At 71.2% G+C, this 20588-nt stretch carries 16 protein-coding genes; 5 read left to right on the top strand and 11 right to left on the bottom strand.

Annotation, left to right across the window (positions count from 1 at the left end; genetic code table 11):
• Positions 1 to 52: 52 nt before the first annotated feature.
• Genes AAEP80_RS03400 through AAEP80_RS03390 form a run of 3 tightly spaced genes read left to right on the top strand, consistent with a single transcriptional unit; the run spans position 53 to position 2408 of the window.
• On the top strand, positions 53 to 1015 hold the full coding sequence (locus tag AAEP80_RS03400; RefSeq protein ID WP_420365952.1) for a hypothetical protein: 963 nt from the start codon (positions 53 to 55) through the stop codon (positions 1013 to 1015).
• Complete coding sequence (locus tag AAEP80_RS03395; RefSeq protein WP_420365951.1) at positions 1012 to 1662, top strand: O-methyltransferase; 651 nt, start codon at positions 1012 to 1014, stop codon at positions 1660 to 1662. Before AAEP80_RS03400 ends, AAEP80_RS03395 begins: the two co-directional genes overlap by 4 nt.
• Positions 1659 to 2408, top strand: coding sequence for an SDR family NAD(P)-dependent oxidoreductase (locus tag AAEP80_RS03390; RefSeq protein WP_420365950.1), 750 nt, complete (start codon positions 1659 to 1661; stop codon positions 2406 to 2408). The genes AAEP80_RS03395 and AAEP80_RS03390 overlap by 4 nt, the downstream gene beginning before the upstream one ends.
• On the opposite strand, the gene AAEP80_RS03385 is transcribed toward AAEP80_RS03390, so the two are convergent.
• From AAEP80_RS03385 to AAEP80_RS03335, 11 genes are all read right to left on the bottom strand, one after another.
• The gene (locus AAEP80_RS03385) at positions 2401 to 3156 is read right to left on the bottom strand and encodes a triose-phosphate isomerase family protein (protein WP_420365949.1); all 756 of its coding nucleotides are present in this window, start codon (positions 3154 to 3156) and stop codon (positions 2401 to 2403) included. The genes AAEP80_RS03390 and AAEP80_RS03385 overlap by 8 nt on opposite strands.
• The gene (locus AAEP80_RS03380; RefSeq protein WP_420365948.1) at positions 3153 to 4847 is read right to left on the bottom strand and encodes a dihydroxyacetone kinase family protein; all 1695 of its coding nucleotides are present in this window, start codon (positions 4845 to 4847) and stop codon (positions 3153 to 3155) included. Before AAEP80_RS03380 ends, AAEP80_RS03385 begins: the two co-directional genes overlap by 4 nt.
• Entirely contained in the window at positions 4844 to 6232 is a 1389-nt protein-coding gene (locus AAEP80_RS03375) for an MFS transporter (RefSeq protein WP_413600417.1), read from the bottom strand. The genes AAEP80_RS03380 and AAEP80_RS03375 overlap by 4 nt, the downstream gene beginning before the upstream one ends.
• A gap of 50 nt (positions 6233 to 6282) precedes the next feature.
• The gene (locus AAEP80_RS03370; protein ID WP_420365947.1) at positions 6283 to 7044 is read right to left on the bottom strand and encodes an SDR family NAD(P)-dependent oxidoreductase; all 762 of its coding nucleotides are present in this window, start codon (positions 7042 to 7044) and stop codon (positions 6283 to 6285) included.
• Positions 7045 to 7061: 17 nt separating this feature from the next.
• Complete coding sequence (locus AAEP80_RS03365) at positions 7062 to 8015, bottom strand: 3-hydroxyacyl-CoA dehydrogenase family protein (protein WP_281266359.1); 954 nt, start codon at positions 8013 to 8015, stop codon at positions 7062 to 7064.
• Positions 8012 to 9010 (bottom strand): sugar phosphate isomerase/epimerase family protein, encoded by a 999-nt coding sequence (locus AAEP80_RS03360; protein ID WP_413600419.1) that lies wholly within the window; start codon positions 9008 to 9010, stop codon positions 8012 to 8014. The genes AAEP80_RS03365 and AAEP80_RS03360 overlap by 4 nt, the downstream gene beginning before the upstream one ends.
• A 187-nt stretch (positions 9011 to 9197) precedes the next feature.
• Positions 9198 to 10193, bottom strand: a complete 996-nt coding sequence (locus AAEP80_RS03355) for a formylglycine-generating enzyme family protein (RefSeq protein ID WP_420365946.1) — start codon at positions 10191 to 10193, stop codon at positions 9198 to 9200.
• Between the two features lie 184 nt (positions 10194 to 10377).
• Positions 10378 to 11094 carry a GntR family transcriptional regulator gene (locus AAEP80_RS03350; RefSeq protein WP_420365945.1) on the bottom strand — a complete coding sequence of 239 codons (717 nt, stop codon included), beginning with the start codon at positions 11092 to 11094 and terminating at the stop codon, positions 10378 to 10380.
• Between the two features lie 178 nt (positions 11095 to 11272).
• A complete protein-coding gene (locus AAEP80_RS03345; protein WP_420365944.1) occupies positions 11273 to 13207 on the bottom strand; it encodes a S9 family peptidase in 1935 nt (644 codons plus the stop codon).
• Positions 13204 to 14988 (bottom strand): N-acetylglutaminylglutamine amidotransferase, encoded by a 1785-nt coding sequence (locus tag AAEP80_RS03340; RefSeq protein ID WP_420365943.1) that lies wholly within the window; start codon positions 14986 to 14988, stop codon positions 13204 to 13206. Before AAEP80_RS03340 ends, AAEP80_RS03345 begins: the two co-directional genes overlap by 4 nt.
• Positions 14988 to 17540 carry a glutamate--cysteine ligase gene (locus tag AAEP80_RS03335; protein ID WP_420365942.1) on the bottom strand — a complete coding sequence of 851 codons (2553 nt, stop codon included), beginning with the start codon at positions 17538 to 17540 and terminating at the stop codon, positions 14988 to 14990. Before AAEP80_RS03335 ends, AAEP80_RS03340 begins: the two co-directional genes overlap by 1 nt.
• An 86-nt stretch (positions 17541 to 17626) precedes the next feature.
• Between AAEP80_RS03335 and AAEP80_RS03330 the strand changes: the two genes are divergently transcribed.
• Positions 17627 to 18976, top strand: a complete 1350-nt coding sequence (locus AAEP80_RS03330; RefSeq protein ID WP_420365941.1) for an alpha/beta fold hydrolase — start codon at positions 17627 to 17629, stop codon at positions 18974 to 18976.
• A complete protein-coding gene (locus AAEP80_RS03325; RefSeq protein WP_420365940.1) occupies positions 18973 to 20562 on the top strand; it encodes a GMC family oxidoreductase in 1590 nt (529 codons plus the stop codon). The genes AAEP80_RS03330 and AAEP80_RS03325 overlap by 4 nt, the downstream gene beginning before the upstream one ends.
• The last annotated feature ends 26 nt before the right edge of the window (positions 20563 to 20588 follow it).

The following is a 20588-nucleotide window of genomic DNA, read 5'->3' as shown; positions in this document are numbered from 1 at the left end:
ACCGACCGGCGCGCCCATGTACACGGCGATCGCGGCGCACCTGCCGAAGGTCGTGCGCGACGTCCTGGTTCGCGATCCGTTGCCCGACGTCGACGTCGACCGCGCACTCGATGCCACCCGTCGCGTGGTCGAGGCCGTACTCGGGCTCCTCGTCGAGCCGATGGGACGTGCTCACGGCGAGGACTGGACGATCCGCGACCGCACCGGGGCGGTCCGGGGAGTGGTCCGCGTGGACCGCTGGGCGGACCGCGCGGAGCGACTCAGCCGTACGGACCGGCCCGGCCATACCCCCTTGGCCGATCAGACGCCCTGGGCAGGTTCGAGCTCGGAGGCCCTTCCGGTCGCCACCGTGGCTATCCGCTGCCGTGTGGACGGGTCGGGGCGATCCCTCACGGGCCCGCACCAGCTCCAGGCGACCCTGCACGAGGTGGGTCATGCCCTCAACCACGTACTGCTCGGCGGACGAACCACACTCGTGACCGGCCTCGATTACCTCCCCGTGGAACGACTTGACCTGATGAGCATGTGGTTCGACAAGTGGGCGCTCCACCCAGGCTTCCTCCGGGCGGTGCTGACCGACCCGGGGGCCGATTCCGTTGCGCGCGTGATCTGGTCGCGGTGCATCGAGTTCCGTCGGACGCTGCCGACCCGGGTCGTCGTCGCCGCCGTGGACCATGCGCTGCACCGGTCCACGTCCGGCACCTTCGCAGAGACGTGGACGGCGCTCGACCACCGGTTCGGCATCGCGCAGTTGGCCGCAGAGGAGGACGTCCTCGAGCACCTCGCTTGGCCGATGCCGCTGGCGAACCCCGGCGGGGAGTTCAGCATGCTGTGGGCTTACGCCGCTACGAGCACGACCTTCGCCCCGTTTCTCGACCACGACTACGACCACGACCACCCCGATCACGCCGACGGTATCTTCTCGTCGTCGGTGGACCCGACGGCACCTTCCGTGCCGGTTGACCCGGTGGCCGCGTTCGCCTTCCACCGAACACGAGAGGACCACTCGAGATGACCGACCACTTCCCGTCCGGGTATGCGCGAGCCACGCTCGGCCCCCGCGAGCCGGACCTCGACGCGATCGTCCGGCGGTCGCTCATCGACGACCGGCTGCCGGACATCCAAGTGGACGACAACGCCGGTCGCCTCCTACAGCTCCTGACCGCGCTGCAACGGCCGGTCCGAGCGCTCGAGATCGGCACGCTCTTCGGTTTTTCAGCCGTGCACATCGCGAGGGGACTGCCGACGGGCGGCACTCTGACGACGCTCGAAGTCGATGCTGACGTCGCCGACGTCGCCCGACGCAACATCGAGTCCGCCGGTGCAGCCGACACGGTGGAGGTCGTGGTCGACGACGCGCTCCGGTACCTCTCGCTGCCGGACGTCGGCGTCTTCGACCTCGTGTTCATCGACGGCGAGAAGGCAGCGTACCCGCGCTACCTCGCCGCGGTGTACCCACTGCTCGCGGACGGTGCACTGCTCATCGCGGACGACGCCTTCGCGGACGGCGACTTCGCTGCGGAGTCCCCGTCTGACGACGGGCGCGCCGCGCGGGACGGGATCACCACGTACGTCCGCGCAGTCGGTCGGGCCCCGGGTTTGTTCTCTGCGTTCGCGGGCACCGAGACCGGCTTCCTCGTCAGCCGGAAGGTGGGCGCATGAGCCGCACGGCGCTCGTGACCGGGGCGGGGGCGGGGCTCGGCGCGTACGTCTGCCGACGGCTTGCCGAGGACGGCTGGCAGGTCGTCGGGTCTGTTCGACGACCTGCCGACGACCCGGCACCCGGAGTGGAGTACGTCCACGCTGACCTCGGCGACGAGCGTCAGGTCCGGGCACTCGCGGAGCACTTCGAGTTCGTCCCGGACATCGTGGTGCACAACGCCGTCGCGTACCCGGAATGGCAGGGGACGCCGGACTTCGCCGCGATGGAGACGGTGTACCGGGTGAACACCATCGCGCCGTTCCTCCTCACCCGCTGGCTGCTCGAGCTCCCGAGACGTGACAGGAACGATGATGTCGCGGTCGTGGTCATCAACTCCGAGTCGATCTACCATGCGGACGAGTCGTCAGGGCTCTACGCTTCGGGGAAGGCCGCCTTGCGTGTCCTGACCACCGCGCTCGCTGCCTCGACGCGCGGCACCGGTGTCGCAGTGTCCACGCTGCTGCTCGGCCCGCTGGCGACCGCGAAGCGGGACGTCGAACTCACCGCACTCGCGACGCGACTCGGCGTGACTCTCGCGGACCTCACGAGGAAGGCGCTCGAGCGCAGCAACCCCGATCTCGTCATCGATGAGTTCATCGACCTCGAGGCCTGCTACCGCTCGCTCCTGCACCTGCACGCCACGGGCCGGACGGCGAACGGGGCGCTGCTCCGACTCGACGGTGGTTCCGCCGGCTCGCTCATCTGATCCCCACTTCGAGCTCCAGCGCCTCGTCGAGGACCGTCTCGACCTCGGCGGGGTCGTGCGCGGACCGGCCGAGGAACAAACCCCCGATCTGTCCGATCCCACGCGTGAGCAGCCCCGGCCCGGCGGACCCTCCGTAGATCGCGACAGACCCGTCGAGTCCGGACCGGTGTCCGAGATGCGCCTCGATCCCGGTGAGGACCTCGACGATGTGGTCGGCGGGAGCCGGCTCCGGTGCGCCGATCGCCCAGACCGGCTCGTACGCGACGGTCACCGCGCCCGCCTGCCCGTCGAGCGCGCGGTCGAGCTGGGCGGTCACGTCCCGGGTGGCATCCGCACCGGAGGCACGGTGCCGCTCGCCGACGCAGACCAGCGGACGCAGGTGGTTCCGGAACGCCGCGGCGACCTTCCGCGCGATGGTCGCGTCGTCCTCGTGGAACAGGGAACGGCGTTCCGCGTGCCCGATCTCGACGAGGTCCACGCCGATCTCCGCGAGTTCGGCGCCGGAGACCTCGCCGGTGAACGCACCCGTGTCCTCCGTCGCCAGGTCCTGGGCGCCGAGCAGCACGGCCGTGCCCTCGAGCACCGCGTGCACCGGGACCAGCGACGGGAACGTCGGGATCACGAACAGCTCCACCGCGCCGCTCGTGACCGCCGGGTGCGACCTGGCCATGTCCGCGACCGCCTCGGCCCAGCGCAGCGTCTGCGCGTGCCCGAAGTACATCTTCAGCGAGATGCCGATCGTGATCACGGCGCGACCGCGTCGACGATGAGGGCGAACGACACCGCGCCGGGGTCAGGGGTGCCGACGGCGTGCTCGGCGTGAGTGCGTGCGCGGCCCATCCTCGGCAGGAGGTCGGCCGTTTCGTCTGCTGCCCGCTGCGCCGCGTCAGCTGCCGTACGCCAGGCGGTGGTCAGGTCGTCGCCGGCGGTGATGCGGGTGGCGAGGACGTCGTCGAAGGGGACGAGGGCGTCGACCATGGTCTTGTCGCCCACGACCGCGCCGAACGCGAGGACCGCGTCGGTCGCCGCGTGCACCGCGCGCTGGACGGTCCCCGCTGTCGGACGTTCCTCGTCCCCGATGACGCGACCCAGAGCCTCCAGTGCGGCACCCCAGATCGCACCGGACGTGCCACCGGCCTTGTCCGACCACGCGTCCCCCGCGATCGTGAGGACCGTGCCGGCACCCGCGCCGCGTTCGGCGGCGTCGCGTGCTGCCGCGTCGGCGGCGGTCGAGCCGCGCTGCATGCCGATGCCGTGGTCGCCGTCACCCGCGACCGCGTCGATCCGGCCGAGCTCGTCCGCGTGCGCGTCGAGCAGGTCGCGCACCGCGTCGAACCCGTCGGCGAGCCGGCGCGCGAGCGGACGCGATTCGTCGCTCGCGGGACCGACGGGTGCGACGGCGTCGGCGGTGAGGACGTCCTCGGGGAGACGCTCCTGCACGACCGCGGCACCCTTCCGGAACGCGGGCGCGTTCGCCGGTGCTGCCCAGAGCTGCTCGAGTTCCGCGTCCGGCCAGAACAGCGTCAGCGACACCCCGGCCATGTCGAAGCTGGTGACGAGTTCGCCGACCTCGGGCTCCACGATCGTGATGCCCGTATCGGTGAGGCGCTGTTGCACGGCGTTGAAGACCACGAACAGTTCCTCGTACTTCACGCTGCCGAGGCCGTTGAGGATCGGGACCACCCGGTCACCGGCACCCTCCGGACGCTCCTGGAGGAACCGGTCGGTGAGGAGTTCCGCGAGGCCGTCGGCGGTGGGGACGTCGGCTTCGTCGATGCCCCGCTCACCGTGGATCCCCATCCCGATCGCCATACGCCCCTCCGGGACCGTGAACAGGGGTCCGTCGGCACCCGGCAGCGAGCATCCACTGAACGCGACTCCGAAGCTGCGGGTGCGGTCGTTCGCACGAGTCGCGATCGCGGTCACCTCGTCGAGCGTGTCCCCGCGTTCGGCGGCGGCGCCGGCGACCTTGAACACGCACAGGTCGCCGGCGATCCCGCGGCGCTTCGCTGCTTCTCCCGCCGGCGCGGACGCGACGTCGTCCGTGACCCGCACCGTGCGGACGTCGATGCCCTGCTCCGTCAGCGCCCGTTCGGCTGCGTCGAAGTTCAGGACGTCACCGGCGTAGTTGCCGTAGCTCAGCAGTACCCCACCACCGTGCTCGGACGCCTTCGCGACCGCGGTGACCTGCTGGGCACTCGGACTGGCGAACAGGTTCCCCATCGCCGCACCAGCCGCCAACCCGTGCCCGACGAGGCCACCGAACGCCGGGTAGTGCCCCGATCCGCCCCCGACCACCAGGGCGACCGTGCCGTCCGGGCTGGCAGTGGCGCGGGCGACACCACCGTGCACCTTCCGCACCCACGCCCGGTTCGCCGCCACGAATCCGTCCACCATCTCGTCCGCGAAGTCCGCCGGGTCGTTGAACAACCGGGTCATCGCTTCGCCTTCGGCTCGGTCGTCGCCACGTGCGAGGTGTCGAGCAGGTCGTCCGCCCGGGACTGCCGGAAGAACTTCGTGCAGAAGATCATCACGGCCGCGACGAACGCCAGGACACCGAGCGACACGATGCCGAACGCCCCGCTGTCGGTGGGGACGACCTCGTTGATCGCCGTGCGCATGATCGGTGCCACGAACCCGCCGAGGTTGCCGAGCGAGTTGATCAGCCCGATGCCGGCCGCTGCGGCGGCACCCGTGAGGAACGCCGTCGGGTACGCCCAGGTGATGGGTCCGACCGACAGGAAGCTCGCCACGGCCAGCGTGATGAACACGATGCCGAGGATCGGCTGCCCGTTCGCGCCGGCCCACGCGGAGCCGAGGATCGAGAGGCCGGTGAAGACGTAGAACATCGTCCCCCAGCGTCGGCGGCGACCCACGGAGTCCGCCTTCGACCCGACGAGGTAACACGCGACGAGCCCGACGAGCCACGGGATCGCGGACACCAGCCCGACCTGCCAGCCGACGTCCTGCCCGAGGAGCGACGACACCTGCTGCGGGAGGTAGAACGTGGTGCCGTAGACGGCGACCTGCAGGCAGAAGTAGATGATCGTGAAGTACCAGACCCGGCCGCTCGCCATCGCCTTCCAGATCCCCTGCGGCCCGTCGGCGCTGCGGGCGGTGTCCTCGCGGGCCATCGCCGCCGTCAGCGAGTCCTTCTCTCCCGGCTCGAGCCACTTGGCCTGCTGCGGGCTGTTCGTCAGGAACACGAGCGCGGCGATGCCGGCGAGCACCGCGAGGATGCCCTCGCCCGCGAACATGACCTGCCAGCCGTGGAACGGGGTGGCCTGGTCGCCGAAGCTCAGGAGGCCGCCGGACAGCGGGGCGCCGATCATCTGCGAGAACGGCTGCGCCAGGTAGAAGATCGCGAACATCCGCACGCGGACCTTGTTCGGGAACCACTCGGACAGGTACATGATCACGCCGGGGAAGAGGCCCGCCTCGGTCACGCCGAGGATGAACCGCAGCACGATGAACATGGTGTCGTTCGTCGTGAAGGCGAACAGCGCGGCGACGATGCCCCACGTGATCGCGATGCGGGCGAGCCAGAACCGAGCGCCGAAGCGCTTCAGCAGCAGGTTCGACGGGATCTCGAAGATCGCGTAGCCGATGAAGAAGATGCCTGCACCGAGCGCGAAGGCCGCGTCGGAGATGCCGCGGTCGACGCTGAGGGCCTCCTCCGCGAACCCGACGTTGGTGCGGTCGAGGAACGCGACGAAGTACAGGATCACGAGCATCGGCATCAGGTGCTTGGTGGCCTTGCCGATGGCCGACTTCAGCCCGGGATCGTGGGTCGATCCGAGGGCGGGGACGTTGGGAAGTGACACGGGTTCGCTCCTTCGCGAGCACGGTACGGAACAGGGGGACGGCCTCGCCGTCAGTGCATGTAGAGGCCGCCGTCGACGTTGAGGGTCTGACCGGTGACGAACCCGGCGTCCTCGCTGATCAGGTACGCGATCGCCGCTGCGATGTCCCGCGGGGTCCCGATGCGCGGGAGCACACCGTCAGCTGCCATCGCGGTCTTGCGCTCCCCGGTGAGCGTGCCGCCCATGATGTCGGTGTCGATCGGACCAGGGGCGATGGCGTTCACCGTGACGCCCTTCGGCCCGAGCTCACGCGCCAGTCCACGGGTGAGCCCGATGACGCCGGCCTTCGCGACCGTGTACGGCGTCTTGCTGAACGTGCCGCCGCCGCGCTGGGCGGAGACCGACGACAGGTTGACGATGCGGCCGTAGCCGGTTTGCACCATCGACTCGGCGGCACGGAGGCTGGCGAAGTGCACGCCGTCGAGGTTGATCGACAGGACGCGGTGCCACTCGCCCTCCGGCAGGTCGAGGTACTCGTGGGCCGAGGACACCCCGGCCAGGTTCACGAGGGCGGTGATCGGGGCGATGTCGGCCTCGATGGCGTCGAACGCCGCCCGGACGGCGGACTCGTCGGCGACGTTCGCACCGACACCGACCGCACGGACCCCGTGCTGCTCGTGGATCTCGGCCGCGACGGCCTTCGAGGCGTCGTCGTCGAGGTCGATGATCCCGATGTCCCACCCGGCCGCTGCGAGGTGGTGGGCGGTGGCGCGGCCGATGCCGCGCGGGGACGCTGCTCCGGTGAGGACGACGGTCTTGCTCTGGTTGCTCATGTCTCGCTCCCGGTCGGTCAGTGGATCGGTGCCGGGCCGAGCTCGTCGAGGAGCTTCTGCATGGCGACGTAGGCGCGGTTGCGGTAGGCGACGAGTTCCGGCGTCCGGTCGGCCGGCACCTCGAGGTACCCCGCGCCGGACTTCGTGCCGAGCTCGCCGGCGTCGACGTGCTGCTGCAGCGACGACGGGGTGGCGAATCGCTCGGGCCAGCGGGTCTGCAGCGACTCGAAGCAGAACGCGTAGACGTCGAGTCCTGCCATGTCCGCGATCGCGAAGGGGCCGAAGAACGGCAGGCGGAACCCGAACGTCGTACGGACGATCGTGTCGATGTCGTCGGGCGTCGCGATGCCCTCGTCGACGATCTTGGTCGCCTCCTCGAACAGTGCGTACTGCAGCCGGTTCAGCACGAAGCCGGTGGCGTCCTTCACCCGCGCGGACTGCTTGCCCGTCGCGGCGACGACGGCCTCGGCGACCTCGACGGCGTGCTCACCGGTGGTCGGGTGCGGGATGAGCTCGACGCCGGGGATGAACGGCGCGGGGTTCGAGAAGTGCACCCCGAGGAACCGCTCCGGACCGGTGACGGCCTCGGCGAGCGACTGGATCAGGATGGTGGAGGTGTTCGAGCCGATGATCGCGTCGGGCTTCGCGGCGGCGCTGATCCGACGGAGGGTGTCGTGCTTGATCTCGAGCTTCTCGGGGACCGCCTCCTCGATGAAGTCGGCCGTGGCGACCGCTTCCTCGATCGAGGCGGCGGCGCTGAGGTGCGCGTCGACGCGGGACACGGCATCCGCGGGGAAGAGGCCGTCCGCGACGAACTGCTCCGTCTCGGTGATGAGCCGCGCGCGGTTGGCTTCCGCGATCTCGGCGGACACGTCCGCGATCCGGACGGTGTGGCCGGCAAGGGCGAGGACCTGCGCGATCCCACCGCCCATGTAGCCGGATCCGACGACGGCGATGTCGAGGGTGCTCATCGAGTTGCTCCTTGCTGCGTCGTCCCGACGACCGAGGTCGCGAGGACGGAACGGATGTACTGCTGGTTGGTGGCGCAGACGCCGAGGCTGTCCCCGCCGTACTGCTCGGTCATGAGGATGCCGCGGAAGCCGTTCGCGACGGCATCGCGGAGGACCTGGCGGTAGTTGATGAGGCCGGTCTCCATGGTGCTCGGCACGCTCGTCGACCAGCTCCCGTCGGCCGACTCGTCCCGCGTGTAGTTCTTCACGTGCAGGTAGTTCGTGTACGGCAGGGTCTTCGCGAACAGCTCCTTCCAGTCCTCCACCGGGCGGTGCAGACGGATGAGGTTCGCGACGTCGGCGTTCAGGCCGACGTTGTCGAGCCCGATCTCCTCGACGAGGCGGACCGCGCTGTCGGCGGTGCCGAGGTACGTGTCCTCGTAGAGCTCCAGTGCCATCGGGAGTCCGACGGACGCCGCGTGCTCGCCGAGTTCGCGGAGTCGGGACACCGCGGCGTTCCAGACCTCGGGGTCGTCCGGGTCCGTCGGGCCCTGCGCGGTCCAGAACCACAGCGCGCGCTGCTGGGCCTCGTTGAACGGCTGGTGCAGCCCGGTCGAGAAGACCTGCATGCCCCACTCGGCCGCCGCGTCGATGGTGCGGTGGGCGTAGGCGAGGTTGTCCTCCTCGTGGCCCGGCTGGATGACACTCTTGCGCTGCAGGTGCACCGACGGGATGCCGATGCCGTGCGAGCGCGCGATCGCGAAGAGCTCGTCACGCCGGGACGGCTCGAGGTCGGCGGGCCGGATGTGACTGTCGGCGAGCTCGGCGAGGGAGAACCCGGCGGCGCTGACCTGCCCGAAGATGTCGTCCCACACCTCTGCCGGGGCGTCGTGCACGGCGACACCGTCGCTGCCGACGGCCGGGAAGCCGTGCAGACATGCCGCGATGGGCCAGGTGTCCGCCGTCCAGGTGGTCGGGTCCCAGTCCTGCTGGACCCAGTCCTGTGCTGTGGTCACGGAATGCTCCTTTGCACGTCGATGGTTCACCTCTGAACCTCTTTCCTATAGGAAAGATACATGCTCGTCGGCGGAGCGCAACCGAATCCGACCAAACCCCCCGTACGGGGGCTCCGAAGGAGTCCGGGCCCGGAGGATCAGGGCGCCCGTGCCGCTGACCCGAACCTCGGCACGGGCGTCCGCCAGCTCAGCCCCGCGAGACCGTGCGGAAGCCGGCGTTGCCCATCGACGAGTCCGGCGTGTTCGATGATCGCGCGGCGTTCCGGTAGCGGTTGCAGTACGAGTCGTGGCACAGGTACGAGCCGCCGCGCATCAGCCGTGGCGCATCGGGGGTGTCGACGCTCGGCCCCGTCGGCGCGTGCACGGTGCCCGCTTCCGCGTCGGACGCGTACGTCGTGGCGGACCAGGCGTCGGCGCACCACTCCCACACGTTGCCGACGGTCTGCCACAGCCCGTAGGCGTTCGGCCCGAAGGAGCGCACCGGCGCCGTCGTCAGGAACCCGTCGTCGAGCGTGTTCTCGGTCGGGAAGACACCCTGCCAGATGTTCACGCGCCACGAGCCGTCGGTGGCCGAGGGGTCGCGCAGGTCGTCGCCCCACGGGTACCTGGCACCCTCGAGTCCACCACGGGACGCGGCTTCCCACTGCGCCTCGGTCGGCAGTGCTCGTCCGGCCCAGTCACAGTAGGCGACGGCGTCGTTCCAGGAGACGTGCACCACCGGGTGGTCGCCGAGCTCGTCGACCGACGATGCCGGGCCGCCGGGATGCCGCCAGTCGGCGCCACGGACGCCGAGCCACCAGGGCGTCTGGGGCGGCTGCCCGAGCACGTCGTCGTCCGCCCCGGCGAACGCCAGGTGGAACACGGCCGAGTACCCGAACGACTCGGCCTCGGTGCGGTACCCGGTCGCCTCGACGAACCGGGCGAAGTCGTCGTTCGTGACGCTCGTCGCGTCGATCGCGAACGCGTCGAGCGACACCGGGTGCACGGGCGTCTCGCCGTCGCCCCACTTCGCGTCGCCGAGCGCGTCCCCCATCAGGAACGTCTGCGCCGGCACGGTGGCCTGAGCGATGCGGTGCCCACTGCCCGCGGTGCCAGCGGTCGCCGCGGCACCGACGTGACCGACCGCACCGCCGATCAGGGCCGCGCGGCCGACCGGTGCGCAGCAGTCGTGCTCCTCGTGCATTCCGGCCCCTTCCGAAGGTCGTGTCCTCGACACGTCGACAGCGTCGACAGCGTCGACAGCGTCGACTCGTAGTCTGCGCCACCGAGCTCCGACGCGCGCGGCTGCCCGACATGCGCGCCGAGACGGTTGCGTCCACAACGACCCGCACCCGCGCCCGAGCGAGCACCCCGACGCGCCAGCAGCCTCAGCCCGTGTGCGACGCGTCCGCGCGGGACCGCAACCGCACGGCGTCGATGTGCAGGCGCATCGCCGCGACCGCGGGCGACGGATCGGACGCGAGCGCATCGACGATCGCCTGGTGCTCGTGTACGGCACGGTCGGTGTCGTCCCCGCCGCCCTCGACGATCTGCCGCATCCGGTGCACGCGCGTCGTGATGATGTCCGACATCTCGAGCAGGAACGGGTTCCGGGCCGCGTCGAAGATCAGCTGGTGGAACTGCCAGTCGCTCCGGAAGTAGCGCGCCATCAGTTCCTCCGAGGCCTGCGCCGACCCGACGACGGCGACCTCGCGGGCGACGGCCGCCTGGTCCGACAGGGCGAGGACCAGCCGCTCCCGGAGCTGCTCGACGTCACCCCGCGCGGCGAGCTCCACGGCACCGCTCTCGACGATCAACCGGGCGTCGAACAACGCCTCGAGCTGGTCTCCGGCGAGGGGCGGGGCGACGCGGTACCCCTTGTTCGCCTCGCGGGTGACGAGCCCTGTCCGTTCGAGCTGCACGAGCGCCTCGCGCACCGGCGTCGGCGAGACTCCGAGCGTCCGGGCGAGCCCGTCGATCGACAACCGCATGCCCGGCTCGACGTCCGGTCCCATGAGCACGTCGAGCACCCGGTCGTAGACACGATCGCGAAGACCCCGTTGCGTGATGCGCTCCGCGCCGAATCCGGGGATCGTGCTCGCCATACCTCGATCCTAGAGAATCCACGAACGAGCTCCGCGGCGTCCCGACCCATGACGCCCGGGATGGGAAGCGGAATCGCGCGTAGGGGGTCGGGAAGACAGGACACCTACGCGCGAAACGACCTCCCACGCGCGAATCGACCCCTCCCACGCGCGAACAACCCCCGACCTCCGCGCGGCGTCACACCAAGCGCGACGCCAGGAACTCCACCATCGTCCGCACCAGCAGCGCTCGGGAGGACGCGCGCCGGTACTCGTGGCCCTCGCCCTCGAGCTCCAGGTACGACACGTCGTGCGACCGCGCACGCAGGGCATCGACGACCTGGTGCGCCTCGCCGATCGGGACGTTCGTGTCGAGCTCCCCGTGCACGACGAGCAGCGGCGCCGTCACGTCGTCGATCGCCCGCATCGGCGACAGCGACTCGAGCAGCGCAGCGTCGTCCACGGGGTGCCCGTACTTCGTCGCGGCGGCCGAGGCGATCCACGGCTCGGTGTCCCGGTAGAACGTCGCGAAGTCGCTCATCCCGCACACCATCACCCCGGCGGCGAACACGTCTGGCGTGAACGCGAGCGAGGCGATCGTGGCGTACCCGCCGTACGACCGGCCCTCGACGGCGACCCGCCCACGCTCGGCGTACCCGTTCGTCACGAGGAACCGCGCGCAGTCCACGACGTCCGCGAGCGCGTTCCACCGCAACCCGAGGTCGTCGGCGTGCACGAACTCCCGCCCGTACCCGCTGGACCCGCGGATGTTCGGCGCGAACACCGTGATCCCCGCTGCGGCGAGCGCCTGGTGCTGCGGCGAGAACGTCGGCCGCTCCTGCGACTCCGGCCCGCCGTGCAGGTGCAGCATCGCTGCGCGGACGGGAGGCTCGTGCGCAGCCCCGGAAGGAGCGAAGGCAGTCGACGTGGCCGGCTCCACCGCCCGGTACAGCCACCCGGTCAGCTCCAGTCCGTCACGGGCGGTGAACCGCTCGAGCGTCGGCTCCACCAGCGACACGTCGGGCAGCGCCGGGACGTCGGTGACCCGGCTCCAGGTCAACGCGTTCGTGTCGAGACGCCACAGCTCCCGGGGGCGCGTCGGCCCTTCGACGGCGAGGATCACGCTCCGCCCGTCCCGGCTGAGCACCGGGTCGGTGACGACGTACCCGGGCAGGTCGGGGACGGCGGTGCGCGAGGCGTCGTGCGTGTTGATGAGGTCCAGCTCGCTGCGACCGTCGACGTTCCAGCCGAGCAACAGCGTGCGCCCGGCGTCGTCGGCGTCGAGGAACTCGAGCTCGGCGTCGTCGCGGTCGATGATCCCGCGGGGCTTCCCGCGCCACCCGTGCGGCCCGACCGGCTGCGCGACGAGCCCGCGGCGGGGCAGCCCGGCCTCGGTCGCGACGTAGGCGACGAGCGGACTGGTCTCGCTCGCCGGGGACGGACGCAGGAACGCGATCTCGGCGGAGCCGTCCGGCGGGTCGGTGAGGAGCGACTGGCTCTCGTCGGTGAGCCGGTCGACGACCACGACGAACTCGTGACCGCGGGCACCGTCGCGCAGCACCACGAGGCGTTCCTCCACCGACAGGTCGAGGATGTGGATGAGCTCCCCGACCGCCAGGTCGTCGCGGTCCCCGGACACGGGGTCGACGAGGTACGAGCGCGCCGGCTGCTCGGGTTCGGTCGACGGCAGCGTGATCACGACGCGGTGCCCACTGCGGCTCCACGGCCCGAGCTCGGCGTGCTGGTACCGCGACCCGGCGATCTGCGCGGCGTCGCTGCCGTCCGGTCGGACCACCCAGACCTGCTGCTTCACGCCGCCGTCGGTCGCGATGGCGACGGCGAGCCACTCCCCGTCGGACGACCAGGTCACCCGGATGACCGGGTCGTCGGACAGGCGGATGCGGACGGGGTCGGGCAGTGGGCCGTCGACGACGACGTCCTGCACGAAGACCTCGGGGGTGCCGTGCCGATCGCTGACGAAGGCCACCCGGCGCGCGTTCCGCGTCATCGTCGGGCCCCACGAGCCCCAGGCGGCGGTGAGCCGCTCGCCCAGGTCGACCGCGGCCCTGGTCTCGGCCGACTGCGCGACGGACGCCGATGCACCCACCTGCACCGAGCCTCCCGGGCGGCTCACCGCACCCCCTGGTGCTGCAGCCACATCTCGATCAGGCCGAGCTGCCAGAGCGCGTTCGCGCCGATCTCGGTCCTCGTGCTGTTCGGGTCCTGGAGCATCCGCTCGACCTCCCCCGGGTCGAAGAGGCCGCGTTCCCGGGCCTCAGGGGCGTGCAGCGCCTCGCGGACGCGCTCCAGGTACGGACCCTCCAGCTGCCGGATCGCCGGCACCGGGAAGTACCCCTTCGTCCGGTCGATGACGGCATCGGGGACGATGCCGCGCGCCGCACGCTTCATCACGCCCTTGCCGCCGTCGGCGAGCTTCAGTTCCGGCGGGATCCTGCCGGCGAACTCGACGAACTCGTGGTCGAGGAACGGCACGCGCGCCTCGAGCCCCCACGCCATCGTCATGTTGTCGACGCGCTTGACCGGGTCGTCCACCAGCATGATCGTCGTGTCGCTGCGGAGTGCGGCATCGACGCTCGTCGAGGCTCCCGGCCGCGCGAACTCCGCGTCCACGAACGCCGACGGGGTGTCGTCGTCGCTCCGCCAGCGCTCCCCGAGCAACCCCTGCAGGGCGGGCCAGCGGCGGTCCATGAACACCGACCGGTACGCCTCGGCGGCCTGGTCCCTGGGGACGTCCGCGAGCGGCGGGTACCAGCTGTAGCCGCCGAGGACCTCGTCGGCACCCTGCCCGGACTGCACGACCTTGACGTGCTGCGAGACCTCTTGCGAGAGCAGGTAGAACGCGACGCAGTCGTGGCTGACCATCGGCTCGCTCATCGCCTGGATCGCCCCGTCGATGCCGTCGAGCAGGCGTGACGAGGGGATGCGGATGCGGTGGTGGTCGGTGCCGAAGTGCCGGGCGACCTCGTCGGAGTACTCGAACTCGTCGCCGGACTCCCCACCGGCCGACTCGAAGCCGATGCTGAACGTGGCGAGGTCCTGCTGACCGGCCTCGGCGAGCAGGGCGACCACCAGCGAGGAGTCGATGCCGCCGGAGAGCAGCACCCCGACCGGGACGTCGGCGACCATGCGGCGCTCGACCGCAGTGCGGAGCGACGCGGTGAACGCCTGCTGCCAGTCCTCGTCCGACCAACCGGCACGGGCGGCGTCACGCTCGAACCGGGGCTGCCAGTACGTCGTGTCGCGGAACGCTCCCGACGGTTCGTAGACCCGCACGGTCGCCGGCGGGAGCTTGCCGACGCCGGACAGGATCGTGCGGGGTGCCGGGACGATCGAGTGGAAGCTCATGTACGACGCGAAGGCGACGGGATCGATGGACGTGTCCACCTGACCGCGGGCCAGGACCGCCGGCAGGGAGCTCGCGAACCGGACGCCACCGGGGACCTCCGCCACGTACAGCGGCTTGATCCCGAGCCGGTCGCGCGCGAGCACGAGTCGGCCGCTGGCGTGCTCCCAGATCGCGATGGCGAACATCCCGATCAGGTGGTCGACGAACGACTCGCCCCACTCGGCGTAGGCGGCGACGATGACCTCGGTGTCCGACGTCGAGTCGAACGTGTGGCCCTTGCCGTGCAGTTCCTCGCGGAGGTCCCGGTAGTTGTAGACCATCCCGTTGTAGGCGATCGTCAGGCCGAGGCGCGTCACGACCATCGGCTGCGCGCCGGCGGTCGACAGGTCCACGATCGACAGACGACGGTGCCCGAGCGCCACCGGCCCGCGTGCCCAGAGTCCGTCGCCGTCCGGCCCCCGGTGCACCAGGCAACCGGTCATCCGGGCGACCGCCCCGACGTCGGGGGACGTCCCGTCGAACCGGATCTCTCCAGCGAGTCCACACATCAGCCGTCCTCCCGGTCCGTGCCCACGATCCACGTGTCCTTGGCGCCGCCGCCCCGCGACGAGTTCACGACGAGGCTGCCCTCCGGCGCGACCCTGGTGAGCGCGACGTCCGCCAGGTGGGTGTCGTCCGGACCCGTGCCGGTCACGTACACGAACGCGCGGAGGTCCACGTGCCGCGGGTCGAGCCCGGCTGGTCCGATGGTGGGGTGCGACGAGAGCTGGACGACCTCTTGCCCGACCCACCCCGCAGGATCCGCCGCGATCGCGCGTCGGCGTTCGGCGACCTCCGGTGCGCTCGCGACCGGGCCGATGAGGACGTCGCGGCCGCCCTCGCCGTCGACGGGCTTCGTCACGAGCTCGCCGACGCGGTCGAGCACGGACATCCGTTCGCCCTCGATGCTGGTCCGGTAGGTCGGCACCGACTCGAGCAGCGGCTTCTCGTCGAGGTAGTACCAGATCAGGTCGGGCACGTTGACGTACATCGCCTTGTCGTCGACGAGCGCGTTGCCAGGCGCGTTCGCCAGGTAGACGTGCCCGGCCTCGGCCGCGTCGAGGATCCGCGCGCCGAGATCGGGGGTCAGGTCGTTCCGGAGCGCGCTGGCGTCGCGGTCCACCCGCAGGTAGAGCGCGTGCAGGACGTCACCGGTCGCCGCCTCGACGACGCGTCCGTCGCGGACGTCCAGATCCGACTCGGTCAGGAGGCGCATCCCGGCTCCCTCGGACAGCCTCCGGTGTTCGTACCAGGCGCCTGCGGCGGGGCCGTCGCTGATCAGCGCCAGCACCGGCTCGCGTTCACCGGTGACGGCCGTCGCGTTGGTGCGGAGCGTGTGGGCGATCCGCTCCATGACGCCGTGCGGATCGCGCAGGTGTTCTGGCCGGGGCGCGTCGGGGACGACCTCGTCCATGAGTTCGCGCAACGCGATGCCGTACGCCACGCCGGAGGGCGAGCGGACGTTGTCCTCGAGCACGCGCCACCCACCGAACTCGTTCCGCACGAGGTCGAAGCCAAGCACCGGAGCACGGACGGCGTCCCTCGGCAGGCGCATGGCGTCGGGATCCCACCCGTTGCGGCCGACGAAGTCGCGCTCGTCCATCGCGCCGTCCGCGACGATCCGTCGGTCGCCGTACGCGTCACGGAGGAAGAGCTCGATCGCGCGGGCACGCTGCCCGAGGCCCTTCGCGAGCTGGTCCCACTCGTAGGCGCTGACGGTCCGCGGGACGAGGTCGCAGCCGAAGTCCTGCACGGCGCCGGCGACCACGAAGCCGACCTCGTGCTCCCGGGTCCAGGCGTCGCGGGCGGTGCAGCGGTCGATCGTCGTCTCGGCGTCCCAGCCACGGAAAAACGCGGCCAGGTCGCGGAACGCGGGACGGGGGCGTGCACCAGGTCCGACCGCCTCGTCGCCGGCACGGACCCGGTACGACGGGATCGCGACGACGGGGTGGTCGTCCCGACCGGACGGGGTACCAGCGGTGTCCTCGACCACGAGCGCCACGACGTCGTCGAGCGAACCCCGCTCGGCGTACGCGGTCCGCTGCCGGTCGGTGGAGTTGCCACGCGCGAGGGTGTCCTCGAGCAGGGCGCTCACGGTCCCCCAGTCGCCGAGCTCCTCGAGTTCGGGGCGGAGCCGCGAGACGAGCTGGCGCACCGCGATCTCGGCCGGCAGCCGCTCGGGGTGCTGCCCGAGCCCGAGCAGGTCGCCGCTCAGTCCACTGCGTGCGGCCTGCCACATCGCCGCGCGGTGCAGCGGTTCGCTCCTGGGATGCCACTCGGCGCCGGACTCGACCGCGATCTCGGCTTTCCGGACCGCTGCGCGGAACAGCCCGGCGATGAGGACCGCGTCGTCGACCACGGGTGTCGCGTCGCAGACCCGCAGTTCGAGCGTCGGTGCGTGCGAGGACGGACGGACGTCGAAGTACGCCATCTTCTTGTCGGCGATCACGCCAGACGCGATGAGGTCCTCGAGCACCTTGTCGTACTCGGCAGCGCTCTCGACCCGGCCGAAGCTGCCGGCGGACGGCCAGCGCTGCCAGATGATGCTCCGGAACGACGCGTACCCGGTGTCCTGGCCGTTCCAGAACGGACTCGACGCACTCAGCGCCAGCAGGACCGGGAGCGTCGGTGCGACGCGCTGGGCGATCTGCACCGCCAGGTCGCGGTCGCTCACGCCGACGTGCACCTGCAGGCCGCAGATGAGCTGCTCGTCGACGAGCATCCGGTACTGCTCCTGCATGCGGCCGTAGCGGCCACCGGAGGTCAGTTCGAAGTCGGCGTACTCCGACCTGGGAGCCGTGCCGGCGGCGGCGATGGTGACACCCGCCGGCGCGATCGCTCCCGCCAGCTCCTGCCGGAGGTCGACGATCACCCGCCGGAGGTCGTCGAGCGACGTCACCACCGGGGTGTTCGTCTCGATCGTCGTGCGCTGGAGTTCTGCGCCGAAACGGTCTGCTGGGAGTTTGGGCAGAAGGCGCGGGGCCTTCGCGGAAAGTCGGCCGGACTCGAGGTCGATGAGGTGCAGCTCTTCCTCGGCGCCGAGCGTCAGCTCTGCACTCATTCACCGAACCTACCCGTGACGCCTGTCGAGCGCCCGGGGGTACACCCGTCTGGGAACAGGGTCATCGTGGGCCGTAGAAACGAAGGATGACGGCAACCGCGTTCTGCCTGCACGCCCTCGGGTCCAGTTCCGAGGAGTTCGCCACGCTCCGCACCCGCCTGGCGGGCACCCTCGACCTCGTCGGCATCGACCTGCCCGGCTTCGGCCGCTCCTCCGCGGCGACGGGTACGACCGTCGAGGAGATGGTCGAACAGGTCGAGCGGGTCATCGGGCAGAGCGGCGCCACCGACTGGGTCCTCATCGGGCACTCGATGGGCGGCAAGGTCGCCTCGGTCGTTGCCTCCCGCACGATCGACGGGTCCAACGGGCTCTTCGGGCTCCGCGCGGTCGTGCTGCTCGCTGCCTCGCCGCTGTCCCAGGAGCCCATGGACGAGGAGCGTCGCGCGACGATGCTCGGCTGGGCTTCCGACGGCCCGATCGGCCCGAGCGACGCCGAGACCTTCGTGTCGGCGAACGTCGACGCCCCCCTCCCCCCGGAACCGCACGCGATGGCCGTGCACGACGTGCAGCGGGCCGATCCACGCGCCTGGACGGACTGGCTGGTCCGCGGCAGCCGCGAGGACTGGTCGACCACCTTCCCGCCGAACCCGGTGCCCGCGCTGATCCTGGCCGGCGCTGCCGACGGTGACCTCGGCGAGGACGCGCAGCGCACGCTGAACCTGCCGCACTGGACCACCGGCGAACTCGACGTCGTCCCGGACGCCGCACACCTGCTGCCGTGGGAGCAGCCCGACGCGGTGGCCGAGCGCATCAGGGACTTCTGGGAGCGCCGGATCGCCGGCGGACCGGTCGTCCCGCCGGCGACCGTCCGGGTGATCGCCTCGCCGCGGGTCAGCGCGCGGACCCGGGGCATCCTGGCCGTGCGCGCCCTGCCAGACGACTCCGCAGCGACCCCCGCGTCGCTCAGCGTCGACCAGCTCGACACGCTCCGTGCGGTGGCCAGGATCGTCGTCCCGCAGCCCGGCGCCACGACGATCGACCTCGCGCTGCGGGTCGACGCGCAACTCTCCGCGGGGCTCGGCGACGGGTGGCGGCCCGACGGCCTGCCGGCCGACGTCGATGCCTACCGGGCCGGACTCGACTCGCTCGCTCCGGAGGCCGCACGAGGGGACGAGCACCTCGCCGCGGTGCTCGACGCGGTGACCGCCGGAGAACACACCCCCGCGGTCGGACCCCTCGACGCGGAGCAGCTCAAGGCATGGGCCGAGGACGCCGCGGTGGACCTCGTCAAGCAGTGGGCCGCACACCCGGCGACGATGGCCGAGATCGACTACGACGGCTTCGCCAACGGTGGCGACGGCGTCCGCAAACAGGGCTTCCAGCTGCTCGCCGCCGGGCAGCGCGAAGCGTGGGAACCGACGGGAGCAGCACGATGAGACTCGACCACCAGCGCCGTTACGACGAGGACGAGGTCGTCGACGCGGTCGTCGTCGGCACCGGGGCAGGCGGCGCACCGCTCCTCGCCACCCTCGCACGGAAGGGCCTCCGCGTCGTCGCGCTCGAAGCGGGCCCGAACACCGACCCGGAACGGTTCACACCGGACGAGGTCGAGGCCCCCGGTGACATCAACTGGATGGACGAGCGCATCAGCGGCGGGGACGCCCCGACCGCGTTCGGCCCGAACAACAGCGGGACGGGCGTCGGTGGATCGACGCTGCACTGGGGAGCGTTCACCCCGCGCCCGAACGAGCACGACATCCGGCTCCGCACCGACTCCGGCGAGGGCGAGGACTGGCCGATCGAGCACGCTGAGCTCGTGCGCTGGATCGAGCAGGCCGAGCACGACGTCGGCGTCGCGGGCCCGGCGCACTACCCGTGGGACCCAGCCCGTCGCTACCGGATGGGACCGCCGGCGCGCAACGCGTCCTCGGACATGATGATGCGCGGTGCCGCTGCCGTCGGGATCACCGCGACGGACGCGCCCGTCGGCCTGACGACCGAGGATCGGATGCAGGAGCACCACGGCCTCCGGCACGCGTGTGTCGCCTGCGGTTCCTGTCACCAGGGCTGCCGGAACGGCGCGAAGGTGTCGATGGACACCACGTACCTGCCCGCCGCGGTCGCCTTCGGTGCCGAGATCCGCGCCGATTCGTTCGTGCACGGCATCGAGCTCGACGCCCGCGGCGAGGTCGAGGCCGTCGTGTACCGACAGGGGGGCCGCGACCACCGGCAGCGGACCCGATCGCTCGTGCTGGCCGCCGGCGGCATCGAGACCCCGCGACTGCTGCTGCACACCGGGCTGGCGAACAGCAGCGGCCAGGTCGGCCGGAACTTCACCGCGCACGGGGCCACCCAGGTCTGGGCGACGTTCGACGAGTCGATGCGCTCCTACCGCGGGTACCCGTCGTCGATCATCACCGAGGACTTCATCCGCCCCGAGGACGCCGACTTCGCCGGCGGGTACCTCATCCAGAGCCTCGGCGTCCAGCCCCTCACCCTGGCCACGACGCTCGTCCGCGGCGGCGGGCTCCGAGGGACCGCGCTCGTCCAGGCGCTGCGGGACTACCCGAAGATGGCCGGCGTCGGCATCAACGCGGAGTGCCTGCCGTACGACGACAACCGCCTCGTGCTCTCCGACGAGGTCGACGCGAACGGGGTGCCGAAGGCCCGCGTGACGTTCTCCCCCGGTGCGAACGAGGAGGCGATCACCCGGCACGCAGTCCGGACGATGACGTCGATCGTCGAGGCTGCTGGCGGCCGCGACGTCCGGGTGCTCGACCGCACCGCACACACCGTCGGGACCGCCCGGATGGGCACCGACGCTGCCAGCTCGGTCGTGGACGCCGCCGGCCGGTCGTGGGACGTGCCGAACATGTGGATCGTCGACAACTCGGTCTTCCCGAGCTCCCTCATCGCGAACCCGGCGCTCACGATCATGGCGCTGTCGCTCCGCACCGCCGACCGCATGCTCCGCGACGACGCCTCGGCCGACCGGGCGGAGGCGCGCCTCACCGCGGCCTGAGTGCCTCCGACGATCGTCCTGCCCGA

The organism is Curtobacterium sp. L3-7, from assembly GCF_048756585.1.
Classification (GTDB): Bacteria; Actinomycetota; Actinomycetes; order Actinomycetales; family Microbacteriaceae; genus Curtobacterium.
This window is presented reverse-complemented; position numbering and strand designations above follow the sequence as displayed.